The 17,233-nt window shown below is 62.6% G+C and carries 13 protein-coding genes; 1 reads left to right on the top strand and 12 read right to left on the bottom strand.

Annotation, left to right across the window (positions count from 1 at the left end):
- Positions 1-61: 61 nt before the first annotated feature.
- The 4 genes from C4J88_RS02375 to C4J88_RS02360 all read right to left on the bottom strand — a co-directional run bounded on the left by C4J88_RS02375 (position 62) and on the right by C4J88_RS02360 (position 4,587).
- A complete protein-coding gene (locus tag C4J88_RS02375; protein ID WP_124406125.1) occupies positions 62-1,468 on the bottom strand; it encodes a PIG-L family deacetylase in 1,407 nt (468 codons plus the stop codon).
- Positions 1,465-2,361, bottom strand: coding sequence for a GNAT family N-acetyltransferase (locus tag C4J88_RS02370; protein ID WP_124365590.1), 897 nt, complete (start codon positions 2,359-2,361; stop codon positions 1,465-1,467). The genes C4J88_RS02375 and C4J88_RS02370 overlap by 4 nt, the downstream gene beginning before the upstream one ends.
- A complete protein-coding gene (locus tag C4J88_RS02365) occupies positions 2,362-4,119 on the bottom strand; it encodes a carbamoyltransferase (protein ID WP_124365589.1) in 1,758 nt (585 codons plus the stop codon).
- 132 nt (positions 4,120-4,251) lie between these two features.
- Positions 4,252-4,587, bottom strand: coding sequence for a YceK/YidQ family lipoprotein (locus tag C4J88_RS02360; RefSeq protein ID WP_124406124.1), 336 nt, complete (start codon positions 4,585-4,587; stop codon positions 4,252-4,254).
- Between the two features lie 207 nt (positions 4,588-4,794).
- Here C4J88_RS02360 and C4J88_RS02355 point away from each other — a divergent pair, with 207 nt between their 5' ends.
- On the top strand, positions 4,795-6,873 hold the full coding sequence (locus C4J88_RS02355; RefSeq protein WP_124406123.1) for a TonB-dependent receptor: 2,079 nt from the start codon (positions 4,795-4,797) through the stop codon (positions 6,871-6,873).
- A 127-nt stretch (positions 6,874-7,000) separates the two neighbouring features.
- On the opposite strand, the gene C4J88_RS02350 is transcribed toward C4J88_RS02355, so the two are convergent.
- From C4J88_RS02350 to glnE, 8 genes are read right to left on the bottom strand one after another with little or no spacing between them, the layout of a single operon-like run.
- Positions 7,001-8,452 carry a lipopolysaccharide kinase InaA family protein gene (locus tag C4J88_RS02350; protein WP_124406122.1) on the bottom strand — a complete coding sequence of 484 codons (1,452 nt, stop codon included), beginning with the start codon at positions 8,450-8,452 and terminating at the stop codon, positions 7,001-7,003.
- Positions 8,452-9,204: a lipopolysaccharide kinase InaA family protein gene (locus C4J88_RS02345; protein ID WP_124402862.1), complete on the bottom strand. Its 753-nt coding sequence runs from the start codon at positions 9,202-9,204 to the stop codon at positions 8,452-8,454. The genes C4J88_RS02350 and C4J88_RS02345 overlap by 1 nt, the downstream gene beginning before the upstream one ends.
- Positions 9,201-9,935, bottom strand: coding sequence for a lipopolysaccharide kinase InaA family protein (locus tag C4J88_RS02340; protein ID WP_124360973.1), 735 nt, complete (start codon positions 9,933-9,935; stop codon positions 9,201-9,203). The genes C4J88_RS02345 and C4J88_RS02340 overlap by 4 nt, the downstream gene beginning before the upstream one ends.
- On the bottom strand, positions 9,935-10,741 hold the full coding sequence (gene rfaP, locus C4J88_RS02335; protein ID WP_124406121.1) for a lipopolysaccharide core heptose(I) kinase RfaP: 807 nt from the start codon (positions 10,739-10,741) through the stop codon (positions 9,935-9,937). Before rfaP ends, C4J88_RS02340 begins: the two co-directional genes overlap by 1 nt.
- Positions 10,738-11,862, bottom strand: coding sequence for a glycosyltransferase family 4 protein (locus C4J88_RS02330; RefSeq protein ID WP_124360971.1), 1,125 nt, complete (start codon positions 11,860-11,862; stop codon positions 10,738-10,740). The genes rfaP and C4J88_RS02330 overlap by 4 nt, the downstream gene beginning before the upstream one ends.
- Positions 11,862-12,923 (bottom strand): lipopolysaccharide heptosyltransferase I, encoded by a 1,062-nt coding sequence (gene waaC / locus C4J88_RS02325; RefSeq protein WP_124365581.1) that lies wholly within the window; start codon positions 12,921-12,923, stop codon positions 11,862-11,864. Before waaC ends, C4J88_RS02330 begins: the two co-directional genes overlap by 1 nt.
- Before the next feature lies 1 nt (position 12,924).
- Positions 12,925-13,959 (bottom strand): lipopolysaccharide heptosyltransferase II, encoded by a 1,035-nt coding sequence (waaF, locus tag C4J88_RS02320; protein WP_124406120.1) that lies wholly within the window; start codon positions 13,957-13,959, stop codon positions 12,925-12,927.
- Positions 13,960-14,013: 54 nt separating this feature from the next.
- Positions 14,014-16,953 carry a bifunctional [glutamate--ammonia ligase]-adenylyl-L-tyrosine phosphorylase/[glutamate--ammonia-ligase] adenylyltransferase gene (gene glnE, locus C4J88_RS02315; RefSeq protein ID WP_124406119.1) on the bottom strand — a complete coding sequence of 980 codons (2,940 nt, stop codon included), beginning with the start codon at positions 16,951-16,953 and terminating at the stop codon, positions 14,014-14,016.
- Between the last annotated feature and the right edge of the window lie 280 nt (positions 16,954-17,233).

Here is a 17,233-nt window from a genome sequence, read left to right as displayed (position 1 = left end):
CGGGCGCACGGCCCGGTAAAAAACAGCGACAGGCCCATGCCGGCCTGCCTTCGATAGGGTCTCAGTCCTGCTTAAGGACCCACAACAGCTCGTGACGACGCACGGCCTTGCGAAAGAATTCGTTCTCGCCATAAGGCGATGGACTACGGCCCGCCAGCACCTGCTGCAACCACTTGCGCACGCGACGCTTGAACGGCGCTCGCGGCTGCAGGTCATGCATCATGCCCAGGGCCATGGCCTTGTCCTGCTGCTGGCGCAAGGTCAGGGTGAAACTGCACGGGACCAGCGCTACGGCGGCATCGAAATGCGGCGGCAGCGCCACCCCGGCCCCGGAATCGCCCATTGGCCAGCGGTCGTTATCATGCAGGTGATTGGCGTAGCCGAGCAATGTGTCGGGCTGCCACGCCAGGCCCTGCAACGCTTCAAGCACCGCCGCATGGGCGCAGATATGATCGGCGTGCGGGTCGAGCAACGGCGTGGGCAACACGATCACCTGGGGCTGCGCCTTGAGCAGCAGTGCGCGCAGGTCGCCGATCAGGTTGTGCCAGGTCGGCGCGCCGTCCACATCCCCGGGCAAAGCAAAGCTATTGAATTGACGGAACAGTCGCGTATCGGCCAAGTCGGCTTCGCGCGAGGCCTGAGGCTGATCCGGCGCGGCCTGCATGGCCTGCAATTGCATGCAGAAATAACCCAGTTGCACGCACTGCGCCTCGGGCACACCGGCCCAACGCGGCACGGCAACGCTGTCCCAGGCGCGCAGGCGACCCTTGAGCCGCGCCGCCTCAGCTTTGGGCAACCCCATGTGCTGGTAATGCTCGGCTTCGATTTCGCCGGCGGTCAGGGTCACGATCCAGCTTTGTGTCGCCTGGCTGTAAAGGCTGAACGCGGCCAGCTCGGCATCGTCGGCGTGGGGGGCGATCACCATTACGCGTTGCTGGCGATAGTCGGGTTGGCGAAAACGCCATAGCGTCGGCTGGCCCTCGACCCGGCAAAAACGTCCGCGCAAGACGATATTGCCCGCCGCAAGTGCTTCAGTGGCGCCGGTCAGGTTGAGATAACGCCGCCCGGCGACACCCCGTTCGAAGACTTGCCGGTCCGGTGTGTCCAGGCCCAGCACGTCCAACGCCGGGTCGAGGAAGCGCCCTAGCCATGAGCTTTTCAACTCAACCCCAACGATCAGGGTTTCATCGGCCGCCAACGGCGCTTCCAGCAATAGCCGTCCTGCCTCTAGACGCAAACCGGGCTGTTCGCTGCCGGCCGGGAAGGCGTACGCATAAGGGTCTTTTGGCGAGTAGAACAGGTGGTCGGCAAACCAGGCTTCATGGGCCGCCCACAGCAGCACCGCGAGGATCGGCGGCAGCCACCAGGCCACCAGCACACCGGTCGCGATCAGCACCAGCAAGCCTATCAACAGCGCAATGCGCTTGTTGCGCCGATGGCGCTTGAGCAGTTGCTGTTTGCGGCTCATACGCTGAACACCGGCACCGGGTTGCACCAGCGCTCCTTGTATTCGCGGTCGGCGCGCCCGAAGGAAAAACGCAGCGACTTGTCGGCCGCACGCGCCTGCTCCCAGGCACTTTGGGTATTAAGGAAACTCAACACGCTGCCGGGGCTGAACGCGCGAGTTTCAGGGTCGACACCGCCGTTGACGTATTCGGCGCTGAACCATTCGCGGGACTGCACCTGATACACCAACTGCACAGCGATTGCGGCGTCGTTGAGAAACAGCACCGAACCGAACAGAAACTCCTTGAGCAGCTCCAGCACCTCGGCCAAGCGCGCCGCGCCGGCCGCCGGGAACCCCCAGCGGCGCTGGAACAGGTCGCAATAGATCGCCGCCAGTTCCACGCTGGAAAACTCGTTGACCGCCCGCACCACGCCACCCGCTTCTTCCAGCAAACGCAACTCACGCCGCTGGTTGTAGCGAAACTTTTTCGAGAGTTCTTCAGGGGTGCGCGCCATGGCCAATTGCTCGGCCTGGGGCTTGAGGGTGCTGATGCGCCCTTCGTTCAGCGCTGACAAGTAACGCCCACGGTGGCGCAACGGTACCTGCGCATCGGCGGCAATCGGCAGGATGAGCTCGGCATTGCCCAGGTCAAACAGGCCCTTCCTGCCGGTGCGCTTGAGTACGTCCTTGGACAGGGCCAGGTCGCGCCCCCAGGTGGCAATCGCCCCCTTGAGTTCGCCGTCCTGCTCCCAACCCAGGTAGCGCACCGGAAGCTGCGCCAGGCCGGCCAAGCGTTCGATGACCTGCGGATGGGTCGCCACACTGCCGCCGTAACGCTGCCAGGCCTGGGCGTAAACCTCGGCCTCGACAGGCGTCCAGCCACGTTCACGCCAGCCCCGCAAGCGGTTCAGCATTTAAACCACGGCGTCATAGGGGTCCACGCCATCCTTGACCACCAGGATGTCTTCCATGATCAGGTACTGCAGGTCGGAGCCGAAGAACATGTTCAGTGCGTCGGTTGGCGAGCAGATCATCGCTTCGCCACGACGGTTGAGCGAAGTGTTCAGGGACACGCCATTGCCGGTCAGGACTTCCAGCTCTTTCATCATGTCGTAGTAGCGCGGGTTGTATTCGCGCTTGAGCACCTGGGCACGGGAGGTGCCGTCTTCATGCACCACCTCCGGCACGCGGGTTTTCCATTCTTCCGAGACTTCAAAGGTGAAGGTCATGAACGGCGCCGGGTGATCGACCTTGATCATCTGCGGGGCCACGGTGTCGAGCATCGACGGGCAGAAAGGCCTCCAGCGCTCGCGGAACTTGATCTGGTGGTTGATACGGTCGGCCACGCCGGTGGCGCTGGGGCAACCGATGATCGAACGACCGCCCAAGGCACGCGGGCCGAACTCCATGCGGCCCTGGAACCAGGCCACCGGGTTGCCATCGACCATGATTTTGGCGATACGCTTGGGCATGTTTTCGATCTTGCGCCAGTTCGGCTTGCTCGCGTGCTTGGCGCACGCCGCGATGACGTCTTCGTTGCTATAGGACGGGCCGAGATAGACATGCTCCATCTTCTCCACCGGCACACCACGGGCGTGGGAGACATAGGCGGCCGCACCCACGGCAGTGCCGGCATCGCCGGACGCCGGCTGCACAAACAGCTCTTTGACGTCATCGCGGGCAATGATTTTCTGGTTCAGCTTCACGTTCAGCGCACAGCCGCCGGCAAAGGCCAGCTTGCCGGTGTCCTTGAGGATGTCGCCCAGGTAATGGTCGATCATCTGCAAGGCCAGTTTCTCGAACAGTGCCTGCATGCTGGCCGCGTAGTGGATGTACGGCTCGTCGGCAATATCGCCTTCGCGCTTGGGCCCCAGCCACTCGATCAGTTTTGGCGAGAAGTAGAACCCCTTGCCCTTCTCTTTATAGCGACGCAGGCCGATGACGTTGGCGTAATCGGTGTTGATCACCAACTCGCCATTTTCAAAGGAGGCCAGGCGCGAGAAATCGTATTTGCTGGCATCGCCATAAGGCGCCATGCCCATGACCTTGAACTCACCGTCGAGCATCTCGAAACCGAGGAACTCGGTGATCGCGCCATAGAGGCCGCCCAGGGAGTCCGGATCGTAGAATTCCTTGATCTTGTGGATCTTGCCGTTTTCGCCGTAACCAAAGAACGTGGTGGCGTATTCACCTTTGCCGTCGATGCCCAGGATCGCGGTTTTTTCCTGGAAGCCGGAGCAGTGGTAGGCACTGGAGGCGTGGGCCAGGTGGTGTTCAACCGGTTCGATCTTGATTTTCTTCGGATCAAAGCCCAGTTGCTCCAGGCACCAGACGATCTTGTTGCGATAGCGCTTGTAGCGGCGGTTGCCCATCAGGATCGCGTCGAGCGCGCGGTCCGGGGCGTACCAGTAACGCTTGGCATAGTGCCAGCGCGCTTCGCCGAACAAGCTGATCGGAGCGAACGGAATAGCCACCACGTCAACGTCGGAAGGCTTGATGCCCGCTTGCTCCAGGCAGAACTTCGCCGACTCGTAGGGCATGCGGTTCTTTGCATGTTTGTCGCGTACGAAGCGCTCTTCTTCGGCGGCCGCGATCAGCTTGCCATCGATATACAGGGCCGCGGAAGGATCATGGCTAAGGGCGCCGGACAGGCCAAGAATCGTCAATGCCACTGGGGTCTAGCCTCTTTTAGTCTGCATGCAGGCGGGTCGCGCCTGAAAAAAGTGTGCCTCCCGCACGGGCGGGAAACAGCTAAAGGGCGGGATTATAGCTTAAAAGCACTAGGAAGCTGTTAGCGCCAAGGGCTAGCGAAGCTCAAGGTTACCGTCGGCGTTTTGCCGGTAGAGGGTATAGGGCAGGACGAGCGTATCCAGCACTCCGGAGACGGGCACATCGAGAATGGCCCACGGAATACCGTTCAGCGAGAGTCCGCCTGCGGAATTGGGCGGCCCGTGCAGGACACACAGGTCATACGCCACGCCGCTGTAGATGCGTGAAACAGACTGGCAATAGGTTTTCTTGCCCCTGAGATCGCGAACAGTGACGTCATCACCTCGCAGCACAGTGGTCGCGGTACCGCAGCCGCCCATCAGCAACGATATTCCCAGCAGCACCGATAACCGCACGATAAGGCTCCACATATTTGCTTCTTCTTTCTTATTGAGAGGACCGAAAATCTAGCACCCTAGAGCCCGCCGACTCAGGTTTCCATAGCCGCTGCATGGTGTAGGAAACCTCTCATTCGGCCCAACGGCAAGGAACTCGGCAATTCCCAGGCTGAATCGTTAAACTTGCGATATTTGCACCCGCGCACCTGAGTCGGGTGGCGCCACGGACCCGACCTGTTCATGAACTCATCTACCCCCGCTTGCCTGGCCCTGCTCCTGGGCCTGGTCAATACCGCCCAGGCCGACGATGCGCCGCTGATCCTCGACCCCAGCGTGGTCACCGGTGCGCGCAGCGCCAGCCCCACCTTTGACCTGCCCTACTCGGTCGACGGCATCAGCCGCGAACAGATCAGCGACGGCCAACTCGGCATCAACGCCTCCGAAGCCTTGTCCCGTGTGCCCGGCCTGGTGGTGCAGAACCGCCAGAACTACGCGCAGGACCTGCAAATCTCCTCCCGTGGCTTTGGCGCCCGTTCAGCCTTCGGCGTGCGCGGCATCAAGCTGCTGGCCGACGGGATTCCCGCCAGCACCCCGGACGGCCAGGGCCAGGCGGCAACCTTCAACCTCGACACCGCCGAACGCGTTGAAGTACTGCGCGGCCCCGCCGCGACGCTGTATGGCAGCAACGCCGGCGGGGTGATCCAGATGTTCTCCCGCGACGGCGAGGGCCCACCGCGCATCGGTGCCGAAACCCTGGTCGGCAGCGACGGGCTGAACAAAAACCATCTCACCGCCGAAGGTGCGGCCAACGGCGCCGGCTTCGTGCTCGACGCCTCGCGCATGGACACCGACGGCTATCGCGACCACAGCAGTGCGCGCCGCGACCAGACGTTCGCCAAGCTCAATTTCCAACCGGATGACGACAGCAAGCTGGCGTTGATCTACAGCAGCCTGGAACAGAATGGCACCCAAGATCCGCTGGGGCAGACCTTGGCGGCATACAAGGCTGATCCACGTTCGGTGAGTGCCAATGCGCTGACCTACAACACACGTAAAAGTATCGATCATCAGCAATTGGGCATGAATTACGAACGGTACTTTGGCGAGGCGACCTTGCAGGTCAACGCCTACACCGGGCGGCGCAGCGTGATTCAATACCTGTCGATCCCCAAGGGCACGCCCGCGAACGAGCGTGGCGGTGGCGTCGTGCAATTCGACCGCAAGTTCTACGGTGGCAGCGTGCGCTGGATGCAGCCCATCGAACGCGCGCCGGGCGAGTTGATGATCATCACCGGCCTGGACTTCGACCAGAGCGAAGACAGCCGCCACGGCTATCAGAACTACAGCGGCAACACCCTGGGCGTGAAAGGCCAGCTACGCCGCGACGAAATCGACACCGCTCGCAGCCTCGATCCCTATATCCAGGCCAACTGGGCCCTCGACCGCTGGACCCTGCAAGCCGGCATCCGCCATAGCACCATGCAGATGGACGTCGACGATCAGTTCCTGAGCAATGGCGACGCCAGCGGCAACAAGACCTACCAGAAGAACACCCCATCGATGAGCGTGATGTACGCGTTCACGCCCGACCTGCACGGTTACATCAGCGCAGGCAAAGGCTTCGAAACCCCCACCCAGGCCGAGCTGGCCTATGCACCAGGCAATGTCGAAGGCTTCAACTTTGGCTTGAAGCCGTCTGAAAGCACGCAATACGAAATAGGCCTGAAGGCTCAACTGGCCAACACCCGCGTCAACGCCGCCGTGTTCCAGATCACCACTGAAGACGAACTGGTCGTGCAGCAATCCATCGGTGGCCGCACCAGCTACCAGAACGCTGGCCGAACCTTGCGTCGCGGCTTCGAACTGAGCGTGGAGAGCCAGCTCAGCGAACACTGGAGCACCAGCCTCGCCTATACACGCCTGCAAGCGACCTACGACAGCGACTTTGTCAGCGGCGCGAATACTATCGACAAAGGCAACTACCTGCCCGGCGTACCGCAAAGCACGCTGTTCACCGAACTGAACTGGAAACCGCGCGACTGGGTCAGTACCGCCCTCGAAGGCATGTACCGCAGCAAAGTCTACGTCGAAGACACCAACCGCCAACACGCCGCACCGGGCTACAACGTATTCAACTGGCGCGCGCGGTTCGAGCAAAAGGCAGAGCACTGGACCTTTCACCAGACCTTGCGCCTGGATAATTTGCTGGATCGTCAGTACGTGGGATCGGTGATCGTGGGGGACGGCAATGGTCGCTACTACGAAGCGGCGCCGGGGCGGTCATGGTATGCGGGGGCGGGGGCGGAGTATCAGTTCTGAACGCAGCGCCTGGGCGGGCCTATCGGGGGCAAGCCCCCTCCCACACTGACTGTGCTCACCTCTTCAAATGTGTAAATACAGTAAAATGTGGGAGGGGGCTTGCCCCCGATAGGGCCGAAGGCCCGCTTCAACCGGCGGCGCTGACCTCTTTAGGCAAACGCTGATCAATCACCTGATACAACGCACTGCCCTGCGGCCAATTACGCATGAACCGCGCACGATCCTTGGCATACGCCCCAGCGAAGCTGGCAGCGGAGTGGTGCTGGCACATGGCGTCGAGATCGATCATCGCCCAGCGGCCTTCGCTCCAGAACAGGTTGTGGCCTTTGAAGTCTCCATGGCTGATGCGTTCGCGGATCAACTCGGCGAACAACCGGTCCAGCGCCAACAGCTCATCTTCAGGCGCATCGCCGTTTTCAACATAGGGCGCAAAACGCTCGATAATGTCGGGTCCAGGCAGGTATTCAGTGACCAGATACGCACGGCTGCGCAACCAGAAAAAGCGCTTCTCCAACACCGCCAGCGGCTTGGGCGTGGCGATGCCAAGGAATGCCAGGCGATTGCCTTCGCGCCAGGAATGCCAGGCACGGCTGGGGCGCCAGAAGCGTTTGAGCCAGTGGGCGAAACCCTTGATGTTGTAGCGTTTGATCACCAGGGGCCGGCCGGCCACTTCGACCTTGGCCACGCTCGCCGCGCCACCGGTCTTGTACAGATGGCCCTGGTCGAGCAGCGCATCGGCCTGCTCCAGCACGGGCAGCATGGCCGCCTCTTCTTCACGCCGAATCGCGCGCAGGCCGAAGGCGCCACGCACCACGCTGAACAGCGTGCAGTCGCGACCGACCTTGTTCAGGTAGTCCCTCAAGCGCCAGGCGCTGACTTTGCGCACCTGCTTTTCGAGCGCTTCCAGGGGCAAGGCATGTTCGCCGTTTGCCAGCAGGTAGTACACCAGCAATTCTTCGGTAAACGGCTCGAGGTTTTTCGGCAACTGGGCAAAGAACACCCCGAGATTTTCCAGCACCCGATTGCGCGACAGCGGCTTGCCCGCCTCTTCGACACGAATGCCGGCACCATCGATCAAATACAGTTTACCGTCGTGGCGCAGCAGGTTGTCCAGGTGCAGGTCTTCCTGCCACAGCCCTTGGGCATGCATCTGCGCAATCGCGCCCAGCGCTTCGGCGAGCACGGCGGTTTGTTCGTCGGCCAAGGGCGGCAAGCCTTCGACAGCGAGCCAGGCGTCGGCCAGGCTGTGGGCGCCTTCGAGAAACTCGAACAGCAGCCAGCCCCCCTCGCCTTCCTGCAAGCCGTCGGCGAGCAACAGCGGCGTGGTCAAGCCTTGCTCGGCCAACAGTCGCACACCGCTGAGCTCACGTTGAAAATGTCGCGCCGCCTTGCTGCCCACCAATAACTTGGCCAGCACCGGGCGACCGCGCCACACGGCGGCGCCGACGTAGCGCTGCCCCGGCAATACCCGCAACAGGCTGAGCAGTTGCAGTTGCCCCGGACCTGCCGCATCCGCCAGATCGAGGGTCAGCGGCAGGCGGGGTGTACGGCCGACACTTTTCAGCTCGGACAAACGCATCAGCGGTTCTCCTTGTGGCTGCGGCGCGCCGTCAGGCGCTGGTGCCAGGTAGACACCAATGCGCTGTCTTCGGGCTGCTCAAGGTAAGCCGCCAACAGCTGTCGCACCTGGGCGTCTGTCCACTGCGGTGCACGGCGCAGCAGCGGTTCCAGGTCCTTGACCCGGTCACGCCAGCCGAACAGCAGCGGGCGGGTTTTTTCCAGGTCGATCAGTTGCGCGGCATAGCTGTCGCCACGCGCCTGCAGGAAAATATGCTTGGGGTAAAAGCAGCCGTGCACCTGGCCCACGCTGTGCAAATGCCGCGCAAGCTTGCCGCAGGCCAGCAGGATCGCGTGCTGCTGGGCGTCGCTCAGTTGCGTCCATTGTTCCAGCAACGAGTCCAGGTCGTTCCAGCCGTCCAGCGCGCGGGTGAGCAGCATCGCACGGCGCTCGCCTGCAACCTTGCGCTCGCCAAAAAAGGCTGCCTGCAAGGCCGGGATACCCAGCTTTCGGTACAGGCTGATATTGCGAAACTCGCGGGCGAAACTCGGTTCGCCAAACGGCCGGTGCAAGGTGCGCGTCAGGTAGTTGCTCTGGCGCTTGAGGTAGTAACCCTGACCTTCAAGCTCCAGGCGATACACGCTGCTCCAGCCGTCGCCGCTGGTGTTCGGCTCGTCCACCGCGTCCAGTTGCCGGGCCCACAGCGCGTCGAAGCTAGCCAGGCCGTTGCGCTCAAGCAGAGCGCGGTCTTCGGCCGCCAGGAAGTCACTCATTCACGTCCCTCGAAAAACTTCACCACATGGCGAATTCGTTGTTTGTCCGACGTCTTCAGGTGCGTGCGTTGGCGGTATTGCATGTAGAAACGCAGGCGCTGGGTGGCCGACAGATGATACTTGGCGACCTTGTCCAGGCAGGCCAGGTCTTTGGTAATGCGGTACTTGAGCCAGAAGCCGCGCCAGAAATCGCCGTTGGGGCAGTCGATCAGGTACAGGGTGCGCTGGTCGTCGACCAGCAGGTTGCGCCACTTCAAGTCGTTATGAGTAAAGCGGTGATCGTGCATGGTGCGCGTGTATTCGGCGAGCTGGCGGCTGATCGCATCGACCCACGTGGGGTCTTTGAGGCGCGGATCGTTGCGCTCTGCCAACGCCGACAGGTCTTCAGTCTTGGGCAGCTCACGGGTGATCATCGCGCCACGGTCGTAGGCCAATCCGCTGCGTTGCAGGCCCCAGGCAATGACCTCGGCGGTGGGAATGCCCCACTTGGCAAAGCGCTTGAGGTTCTGCCACTCGGACTTCACCCGCGGCTTGCCCAAATAGCGGCGCAGGCCTTTGCCAGCCCCGACATAGCGCTTGACGTAATAATTGACCCCGCCGCGCTCCACCCGAATCACTTCCGACAGTGGATCGCGGGTCAGGCGCTCGCCTTGCAGGGCAAACACCGCTTCCAGGCTTCCGAAGTCGTCCGCGAGGGCGGCGTAGGCAGGCTCCAGATTCCAACCCGCCATCAGAGCGCATCCCCGTAGCGCTGCTTGCGCGCATAGAGCTTGGCGGCCATGCGCTCCAGTTCGCGTAACAACGCGGTTTGCTCGGCGAAGATCTGGCGCAACGGCTGCTGAAAGTAATGCTTGAGAAAGCGCAGCTTGTCGCGCTGGGTCAGGCCGATTTCCAGGGCAGAGTAATACAGCCCGGCCAGGTCTTTGTTGCGCCAGCGCACGGGGATCGTCGCACGCACCTGGGCGCGGTGCAGGTCGATCACCGACAGCTTGAGGGTGTCGACCGCAATCGGCCGGTCGGTGTGCAGCAAGAAATGGCAGAGATAGCAATCGCGATGATTGACGCCGCCCCGGTGCATCGCCCCGACGGTGTTCGCCAACTCGACGGTCAAAGCGTGCTTGATCGCCGGCACGGGCGGCTGCTTGACCCAATCGAGGGTCAGGTCTTCCAGGCTGATGATCGGCGTCAACTCTTGCGTGATGATGAACGAATGCTGGTCGGCCGGGTTGCTGCCTTTTTCGCCAAAGGCCACCGCCGTCATGGTCGGCACGCCCAGTTCCTGCAAGCGCTGGATCGCCAGCCACTCCTGGCCTGCGCCCAGCACCGGCAATTTGGCGGTGACCAGGTTCTTGAGGATTTCGCCCCAGCCGATGCCACGGTGGATCTTCACGAAATAGGGTTGGCCCTGCACCACCGTACGCAACGTACGGCGAGCGGCCAGCTCGCGGAACACCTGGCCTTGCAGTTTCTCGACCTCGGCGAACGCATCGCGTCCGGCCCAGAGGGTGTTGAAGGGTTCGGCAAGAATCAACTTCATCGGTTTGGCTCCGCCAGAATCAGGTCCGCAGCGTACTGCGGCATGCTAAACAGGTCGGCCGTCTCGGCGAAGGCCAGACCATTGCGACTCCAGGTCGCGCGCGCGTGTGGATCTTCGAGCATATCCACCAGGTACTGGTTGAGCTGGGCCTGTTCGAACGGCTCGTCCAACACCCGGCCGCTCTGGGCCTTGTCGATGTAGAACGCGTAGCCGCAGACTCGGCTCACCAGTACCGGGAGGCCGGCGACCACCGCTTCGACCAGCACCATGCCGGCCGCCTCGTTATAGGCAGGGTGAATCAACAGGTCCGCCCCGAGCAGGAAGCGCGGGATATCGTTGCGGCCCTTGAAGAACTGCACCTGGTCGCCCAGGCCCAGCGTGGCGCTCTGCAATTGGAAGACTTTGGGGTCGTCCTGGCCGATTACAAACAGGCGGGTGCGTTTCTTCAGTTTGGACGGCAATGCGGCGACGGCCTTGAGGCTGCGGTCGACGCCCTTGGTCTTGAAGCCCGAACCGATCTGCACCAGCAGCAAATCATCCTCGGCCAAGCCGAACTCACGGCGAAACTCAGCGCGGATGTCGGCAGCGTTCGGCGGCGCGCGCCGGTCACGGGCGATACCCGGCGGCAGCAGGTGGAACCGCTCGGGCTGGGTGCCGTAATACTGGCTGAACAGTTGCTGTTGATGCTCGGACAGCACCATGATCTGGGTCTTGGCATTTTTATCGAAAACCGCACGCTCGTATTCGGCAAAATGCTTGTAGCGCCCGAACCAGCGGTACATCGGGTTGCGCAGTGTCTGGGCCTTGTCTTCGAACACGCCGTCGGCGGCGAAGTACAGGTCCAGCCCCGGCATCTTGTTGAAGCCCACCACGCGGTCCACCGGGCGCCTGGCCAGGTCGGCCTGGATCCAGGCGTAGAGCTTTTCGTTGCGGCGATGGTTGACCAGCGCCTTGACCGGCGCCACCAGCACTTCGAAGCCGGGCGGGATATCGCCTTCCCAGATCAGCGTATAGACACGAATCTGATGGCCGCGCTGCTGGCACTCCAGGGCGATGCGCATGAAGTCGCGCTGCAGGCCACCGAAGGGAAAGTATTTGTACAGTACGAAAGCCAGTTGCATCAGTGCTGCTCCTCAGCCAGTAACAACGCGCTCAGTCGGCTTGCTACGCGCTCAGGATTCAGGCGCGTGAAGCACAGGGGCGACTCGCGCGTGATGTCGAACCGCCGCAGGTCATCGGCGGTGGGTTGGTAGGTGCAGTGCTTTTGCAGGCACGGCGCACACGGCCAGTCGCTGGCCAAGTGGACCTGGCCTTTGCCGTAGGCGCCGGTGAGGCCCGGGTTGGTCGGCCCGAACAGCGAAATGGTCGGCACATCCAACGCCGCCGCCAAGTGGCCGAGGCCGGTATCTACCGCCACACAGGCGCGGGCACTGGCCAATACACGGGCCACGCCCGCCAGGTTGAGTTTTGGCAGCACTTCGGCGTTGGGCAAGCCCTGGGCCAGGCGCTCGGCGCGGGCTTTTTCGGCGGCGTTGCCCCACGGCAACTTCACGTCCACGCCCAGGCGGGCCATGCGTTCGGCCAGTTCGCGCCAGTAGGCTTCGGGCCAGTGCTTGGTGTCCCAGGTGGTGCCGTGCAGCAGCAGCACGAAGGGTTTCTTCGGCGGCAGGCCAAGCAGTTTTTCGACGCTCAGCCCATAGTCGCCCAGGCCCTTGGGCAGGTCATAGCCCAGCGCCACGGCAAACAATTGGCGCAACCGCTCCACCGCATGTTGCCCACGGGCCACGGCCAGGCGTCGGGAATAAAAACGCGCCGCCAGGGGCTCGCGGGCCGAGGTTTTATCGAAGCCGGCGACCGGCGCCCGCACGTAGCGGGTCAGCCAGGCGCTTTTGAGCAGGCCCTGGGCATCGATCACCAGGTCGTACTTGGTCGACTGCACGGCCTGTTTGAAACGCCGCCATTCGCCGCTCTTGATGGTTTGCCAGAGGTTCTTGCGCCAGCGACGAATCGCCACCGGGATCACCTTGTCCACCGCCGGGTGCCAGGTCGGAATTTCGGCGAAGCCTTCTTCCACCACCCAATCGAAGCGGATGCCGGGGATCGCCCGCGCCGCGTCGGTGAGTGCCGGCAAGGCGTGGATCACGTCGCCCAGGGATGAGGTCTTGATTACCAGTACCCGCAACTCAGTGAACCTCGACCACGTCGCCCTGCAACCGCTGCAAGGCATCGGTTACCGGCTGCGGCAGCAATTGGCGCAGGCAGTTGTAGTGGCCGAAACGGCAGGTGCGATCAAAACAGGGGCTGCAATCCAGGCCCAGGCGCACCACTTCGACCTGGTCGGCCAAGGGCGGAGTGAACCCAGGGGACGTAGAGCCGTACACCGCCACCAACGGGCGATTCAGCGCAGCGGCGACGTGCATCAGGCCGGAGTCGTTGGACACCACCGCGTCGGCGCACGACAGCAAGTCGATGGCCTCGGCCAGGGACGTCTCGCCACTGAGGTTCACCGCCTCTTCGCGCAGGCCTGGAATCAGGCGCTGGCGAATATCTTCACCCACCGAGTGATCGTTTTTCGAGCCAAACAGCCACACCTGCCAGCCTTCGCGGATCTTGGTCTCGGCGACCTTGGCGTAGTGTTCCGACGGCCAGCGCTTGGACTCGCCGAACTCGGCGCCCGGGCACAAGGCCAATACCGGGCGGTCCAGCGCCAGGCCGAACTTGGCCAGCGCCGCATCGCGGGTCAGCGGGTCGATCTGCAAGCTGGGGCGCGGATACGGCGTGGGCAGCTCGGCGCCGGGTTCGTAGGCCAGGGCCATGAAACGCTCGATCATCAACGGGTAGCGCGCTTTGTCCAGGGTGCGTACATCGTTAAGCAGCACATAGCGAAACTCGCCGCGCCAGCCGGTACGCTTGGGAATGCCGGCAAAAAAAGGCACCAGCGCCGACTTCAGCGAGTTGGGCAACAGGATCGCCTGGTCGTACTGGCCGCCCATGGCTTTGCCGATGCGCCGACGGGTCGCCAATTCCAGCGCGCCATGGCCGAGCGGAAAGCTCAAGGCCTTGCGCACCTGGGGCATGCGCTCGAGGATCGGCCGGCTCCACTCAGGGGCGAGCACGTCGATCTGGCAGTCCGGATAGCGCAGCCGCAGGCACTGGAACAGTGTCTGTGCCATCACCATGTCACCGACCCAACTGGGCCCAACGATCAGAATATTCATGTAGTTTCCACAAACGATGCGGGGAGGCTTATGCCTCCCCGCCCTAATAGTGTTTCAGCTCAAACCGAGCGCCTGCCAGATTCGCATCACCTGGCGCCGCTCGTCTGCAAATTGGTCCCCGGCCACCGTGCCCGCCTCGTTCTGCAAGGCTTGGCGGTGCGCGGCGGAGCGGTACGCCTTATACACCTCGCGCAACAAATGGGCATCGGCGGCGGGCATCAGCCCGACCTGCTCCAGGCCTTCCAGAATGCGGATATTGTCGGTGTAGCGCAGCAACGATGGATGTTGCGCAGACCACGCCAAAGCGGCGTATTGCACCATAAATTCAATATCGACGATACCTCCGGCGTCCTGCTTGAGGTCGAACAGCGCCGTGGCTTCGAAGGCATTGGCGCCCATACCGGCCGCTGTGCTCCGCGTCCCCAGGTTGTCACGCATCTTGGCGCGCATCTCGCTGACCTCCTGGCGCAGCTTCGCCAAGTCCCGTTCACGCCCCAATACCTTGGCGCGGACCTGCTCGAAGGCCTGGCCCACATCCTGGCTGCCGACCAACACCCGCGCGCGTATCAGCGCCTGATGCTCCCAGGTCCAGGCTTCATTTTGTTGATAGCGGTCGAACGCCCCCAACGAACTCACCAGCAACCCGGACGCACCTGAAGGCCGCAGGCGCATGTCCACCTCATACAGTTGGCCGGAGTTGGTCTGGGTGGTCAGCAAGTGAATGATGCGCTGGCCCAGGCGCGTGAAGAACTGCGCCCCGTCGATCGGCTTGGCGCCGTCGGTCTCGGCCTGGGGGTCGCCGTCGTGGATAAACACCAGGTCCAGGTCCGAACCATGCCCCAGTTCGATCCCGCCGACTTTCCCATAACCGACAATGATGAACCCAGGATCGCACAGGCTGCCGTCCAGCCGTTGCGGCGAGCCGTGACGGGCAACGGTCTGGCGCCAGGCCAGCGCCAGCACTTGTTCGAGGATGGCTTCAGCCAGCCAGGTGAGGTAGTCGCTGACCTTCATCAATGGCAGGCTGCCGGCGATTTCCGACGCGGCCACGCGCAGGCGGTGCGCCAGCTTGAAATGGCGCAGGGCTTCCATCTGCTGCTCGAGGTCGTCTTCAGGGATACGCGTAAGGCGCTCGCGCAATTCGGCGGCCAGCTCCGGCGCCAACGGCGGCTTGAACAGTCGCCCTTCGTTGAGCAGTTCATCGAGCAACAGCGGGAAACGGGTGATCTGCTCGGCGATCCACGGGCTCGCAGCGCACAGCGTCAGCAGACGGCGCAGGGCGTCGGGGTTTTCAGTGAGCAGCACCAGGTAAGCGGAACGCCGGGCGACCGCCTCGACCAGCGGCAATACGCGCTCCAATACCAGGTCCGGGTTGGCGTGCTCGACAGCCTGGGCCAGCAGGCGCGGAATAAACGCGTCCAGCCGCTCGCGGCCGAGGCGCTGCATGGCGCGCAATTGGGGGCTACCGCGCAAGCCAGCCAGGGCCTTGAGGGCCTTGGGCGCATCGGTGAAGCCGCCTTCGCTCAACTGGCGGCAGGCGGCGTCGTCATCCTGGGATTCTTCCCACAGCGGCAACCATTCCCCGCCGACAACAAGTTCGCTTTCTGCGCCCTCTTCTTCATCAGGGTCGGCAATCACCTGGCGGAAGTGCCAATCCACCCGCCCACGCCAATACATCAGGCGTTCGTGGAACGCGGCCCAGTCGGCAAAACCGAGCATGAAGGCAATACGCGCCTGGTCTTCCGGGCTGTCCGGGAGCATCTGGGTCTGGCGGTCGGCGATCGCCTGGATCGCGTGTTCGGTGTAGCGCAAAAACTCGTAGCCATTGCGCAACTCACTGATCACGGCGGCCGGCAAGTAACCCTGGCCCTCCAGGGTGCCCAGCACATTCAATAGCGGACGTTGCTGCAGGCTGAGATCGCGGCCACCGTGGATCAGCTGGAACGCCTGGGCGATAAATTCCACCTCACGAATACCGCCCGAACCCAGCTTGATATTCTCGGCCATGCCCTTGCGCCTTACTTCCTGCTGGATCAGCTGCTTCATGGTGCGCAGCGCTTCGATGGCCGAGAAGTCCAGGTAACGGCGATAGACGAACGGGCGCAGCATGTCGAGCAACTGCGCGCCGGCCAGTTGGTCACCGGCGACGACGCGGGCCTTGATCATGGCGTAACGCTCCCAATCACGGCCCTGGTCCTGGTAGTACTGCTCCAGCGCGTTGAAGCTCAGTACCAGCGCGCCGGCCGAACCGTAGGGACGCAGGCGCATGTCGACGCGGAACACGAAACCGTCGACCGTCATCGGGTCGAGGGCCTTGATCAATTTCTGACCAAGTCGAATGAAAAACTCCTGGTTATCCAGGGAGCGCTTGACCCCCACCGTCTCGCCGCCTTCTGGGTAGGCGAAGATCAGGTCGATATCCGACGACAGGTTAAGCTCCACCGCCCCGAGCTTGCCCATGCCAAGGATGACCATGTGCTGCGCCTCGCCGCTGCGCCGCCCGGTTGGCGTGCCGAACTGCACACAATGGCGCTGGTACAGCCATTGGTAGGCCTGGTCGATGCAGGCGTCGGCCATGTCGGAGAGGTCGCGGCAGGTTTGCACCAAATCCGCCTGGCGGGTCAGGTCGCGCCAGATGATGCGCACCTGCTGGCGCGTACGCTGGCGGCGCAGCACACGGCCGAGTTCGTCTTCTGTTTCGGCCTGTTGCACGGCTCCGGCAATCTGCCCGCACAGCTCACCCGGCGCAAACCCTCGGTCCAGCTCGCCCCAGGCCACCAGCTCGAGCAACATCAAAGGGTCACGCACGCTCTGTTCAATGACAAAATCACTGGCGGCGCACACCCGCGCGAAGTCGGCCCACCGTTGCGGCGTCCAGCCAGAAAGGCCATGATCGTCATCCAGCGCGGCTACCGCGTCACGAAATGACTGCTCGGCCCGGCTGGCGTAAGGCAAGAGAATGGCCGGCAGTTCGGCCAGCGTTGGAAGGCTCATGGTCTATCCTTGATCGGCGTGTAAATGGCGTGTAGTTGTGAACGCAGGAGCCATGCTCGATGAAGGACTGTCGAACAAAAGTTAGAAATAGCTGAAATTAAATTAATCTTGGCAGGCAACATCAAACTTTCACCTTTTCTTGTTCGCAATAGACCAACAATAACGATTATGCTCACCAGCCAGACCGAGTCATACGCTCAGTCTTGTGTAGTTTTACTACTCGTATATACATTCGAAAGGCTGAAATGGCCGACGATTTGTAGTAAAACTACAGGACGCC

This window comes from Pseudomonas sp. R4-39-08 (genome assembly GCF_003852275.1).
Classification (GTDB): Bacteria; Pseudomonadota; Gammaproteobacteria; order Pseudomonadales; family Pseudomonadaceae; genus Aquipseudomonas.
The sequence above is the reverse complement of the archived record's forward strand: the minus strand, read 5'-3'. Positions and strand labels throughout refer to the sequence as shown.

What these genes read in the sequence shown, in the direction of transcription:
- C4J88_RS02375 (WP_124406125.1), bottom strand. Translation starts at nt 1,468, where the DNA reads ATGAGCCGCAAACAGCAACTGCTCAAGCGCCATCGGCGCAACAAGCGC.
- C4J88_RS02330 (WP_124360971.1), bottom strand. Translation starts at nt 11,862, where the DNA reads ATGCAACTGGCTTTCGTACTGTACAAATACTTTCCCTTCGGTGGCCTG.
- waaF (WP_124406120.1), bottom strand. Translation starts at nt 13,959, where the DNA reads ATGAATATTCTGATCGTTGGGCCCAGTTGGGTCGGTGACATGGTGATG.
- rfaP (WP_124406121.1), bottom strand. Translation starts at nt 10,741, where the DNA reads ATGAAGTTGATTCTTGCCGAACCCTTCAACACCCTCTGGGCCGGACGC.
- C4J88_RS02370 (WP_124365590.1), bottom strand. Translation starts at nt 2,361, where the DNA reads ATGCTGAACCGCTTGCGGGGCTGGCGTGAACGTGGCTGGACGCCTGTC.
- C4J88_RS02350 (WP_124406122.1), bottom strand. Translation starts at nt 8,452, where the DNA reads ATGCGTTTGTCCGAGCTGAAAAGTGTCGGCCGTACACCCCGCCTGCCG.
- C4J88_RS02340 (WP_124360973.1), bottom strand. Translation starts at nt 9,935, where the DNA reads ATGGCGGGTTGGAATCTGGAGCCTGCCTACGCCGCCCTCGCGGACGAC.
- C4J88_RS02360 (WP_124406124.1), bottom strand. Translation starts at nt 4,587, where the DNA reads ATGTGGAGCCTTATCGTGCGGTTATCGGTGCTGCTGGGAATATCGTTG.
- C4J88_RS02355 (WP_124406123.1), top strand. Translation starts at nt 4,795, where the DNA reads ATGAACTCATCTACCCCCGCTTGCCTGGCCCTGCTCCTGGGCCTGGTC.
- C4J88_RS02345 (WP_124402862.1), bottom strand. Translation starts at nt 9,204, where the DNA reads ATGAGTGACTTCCTGGCGGCCGAAGACCGCGCTCTGCTTGAGCGCAAC.
- glnE (WP_124406119.1), bottom strand. Translation starts at nt 16,953, where the DNA reads ATGAGCCTTCCAACGCTGGCCGAACTGCCGGCCATTCTCTTGCCTTAC.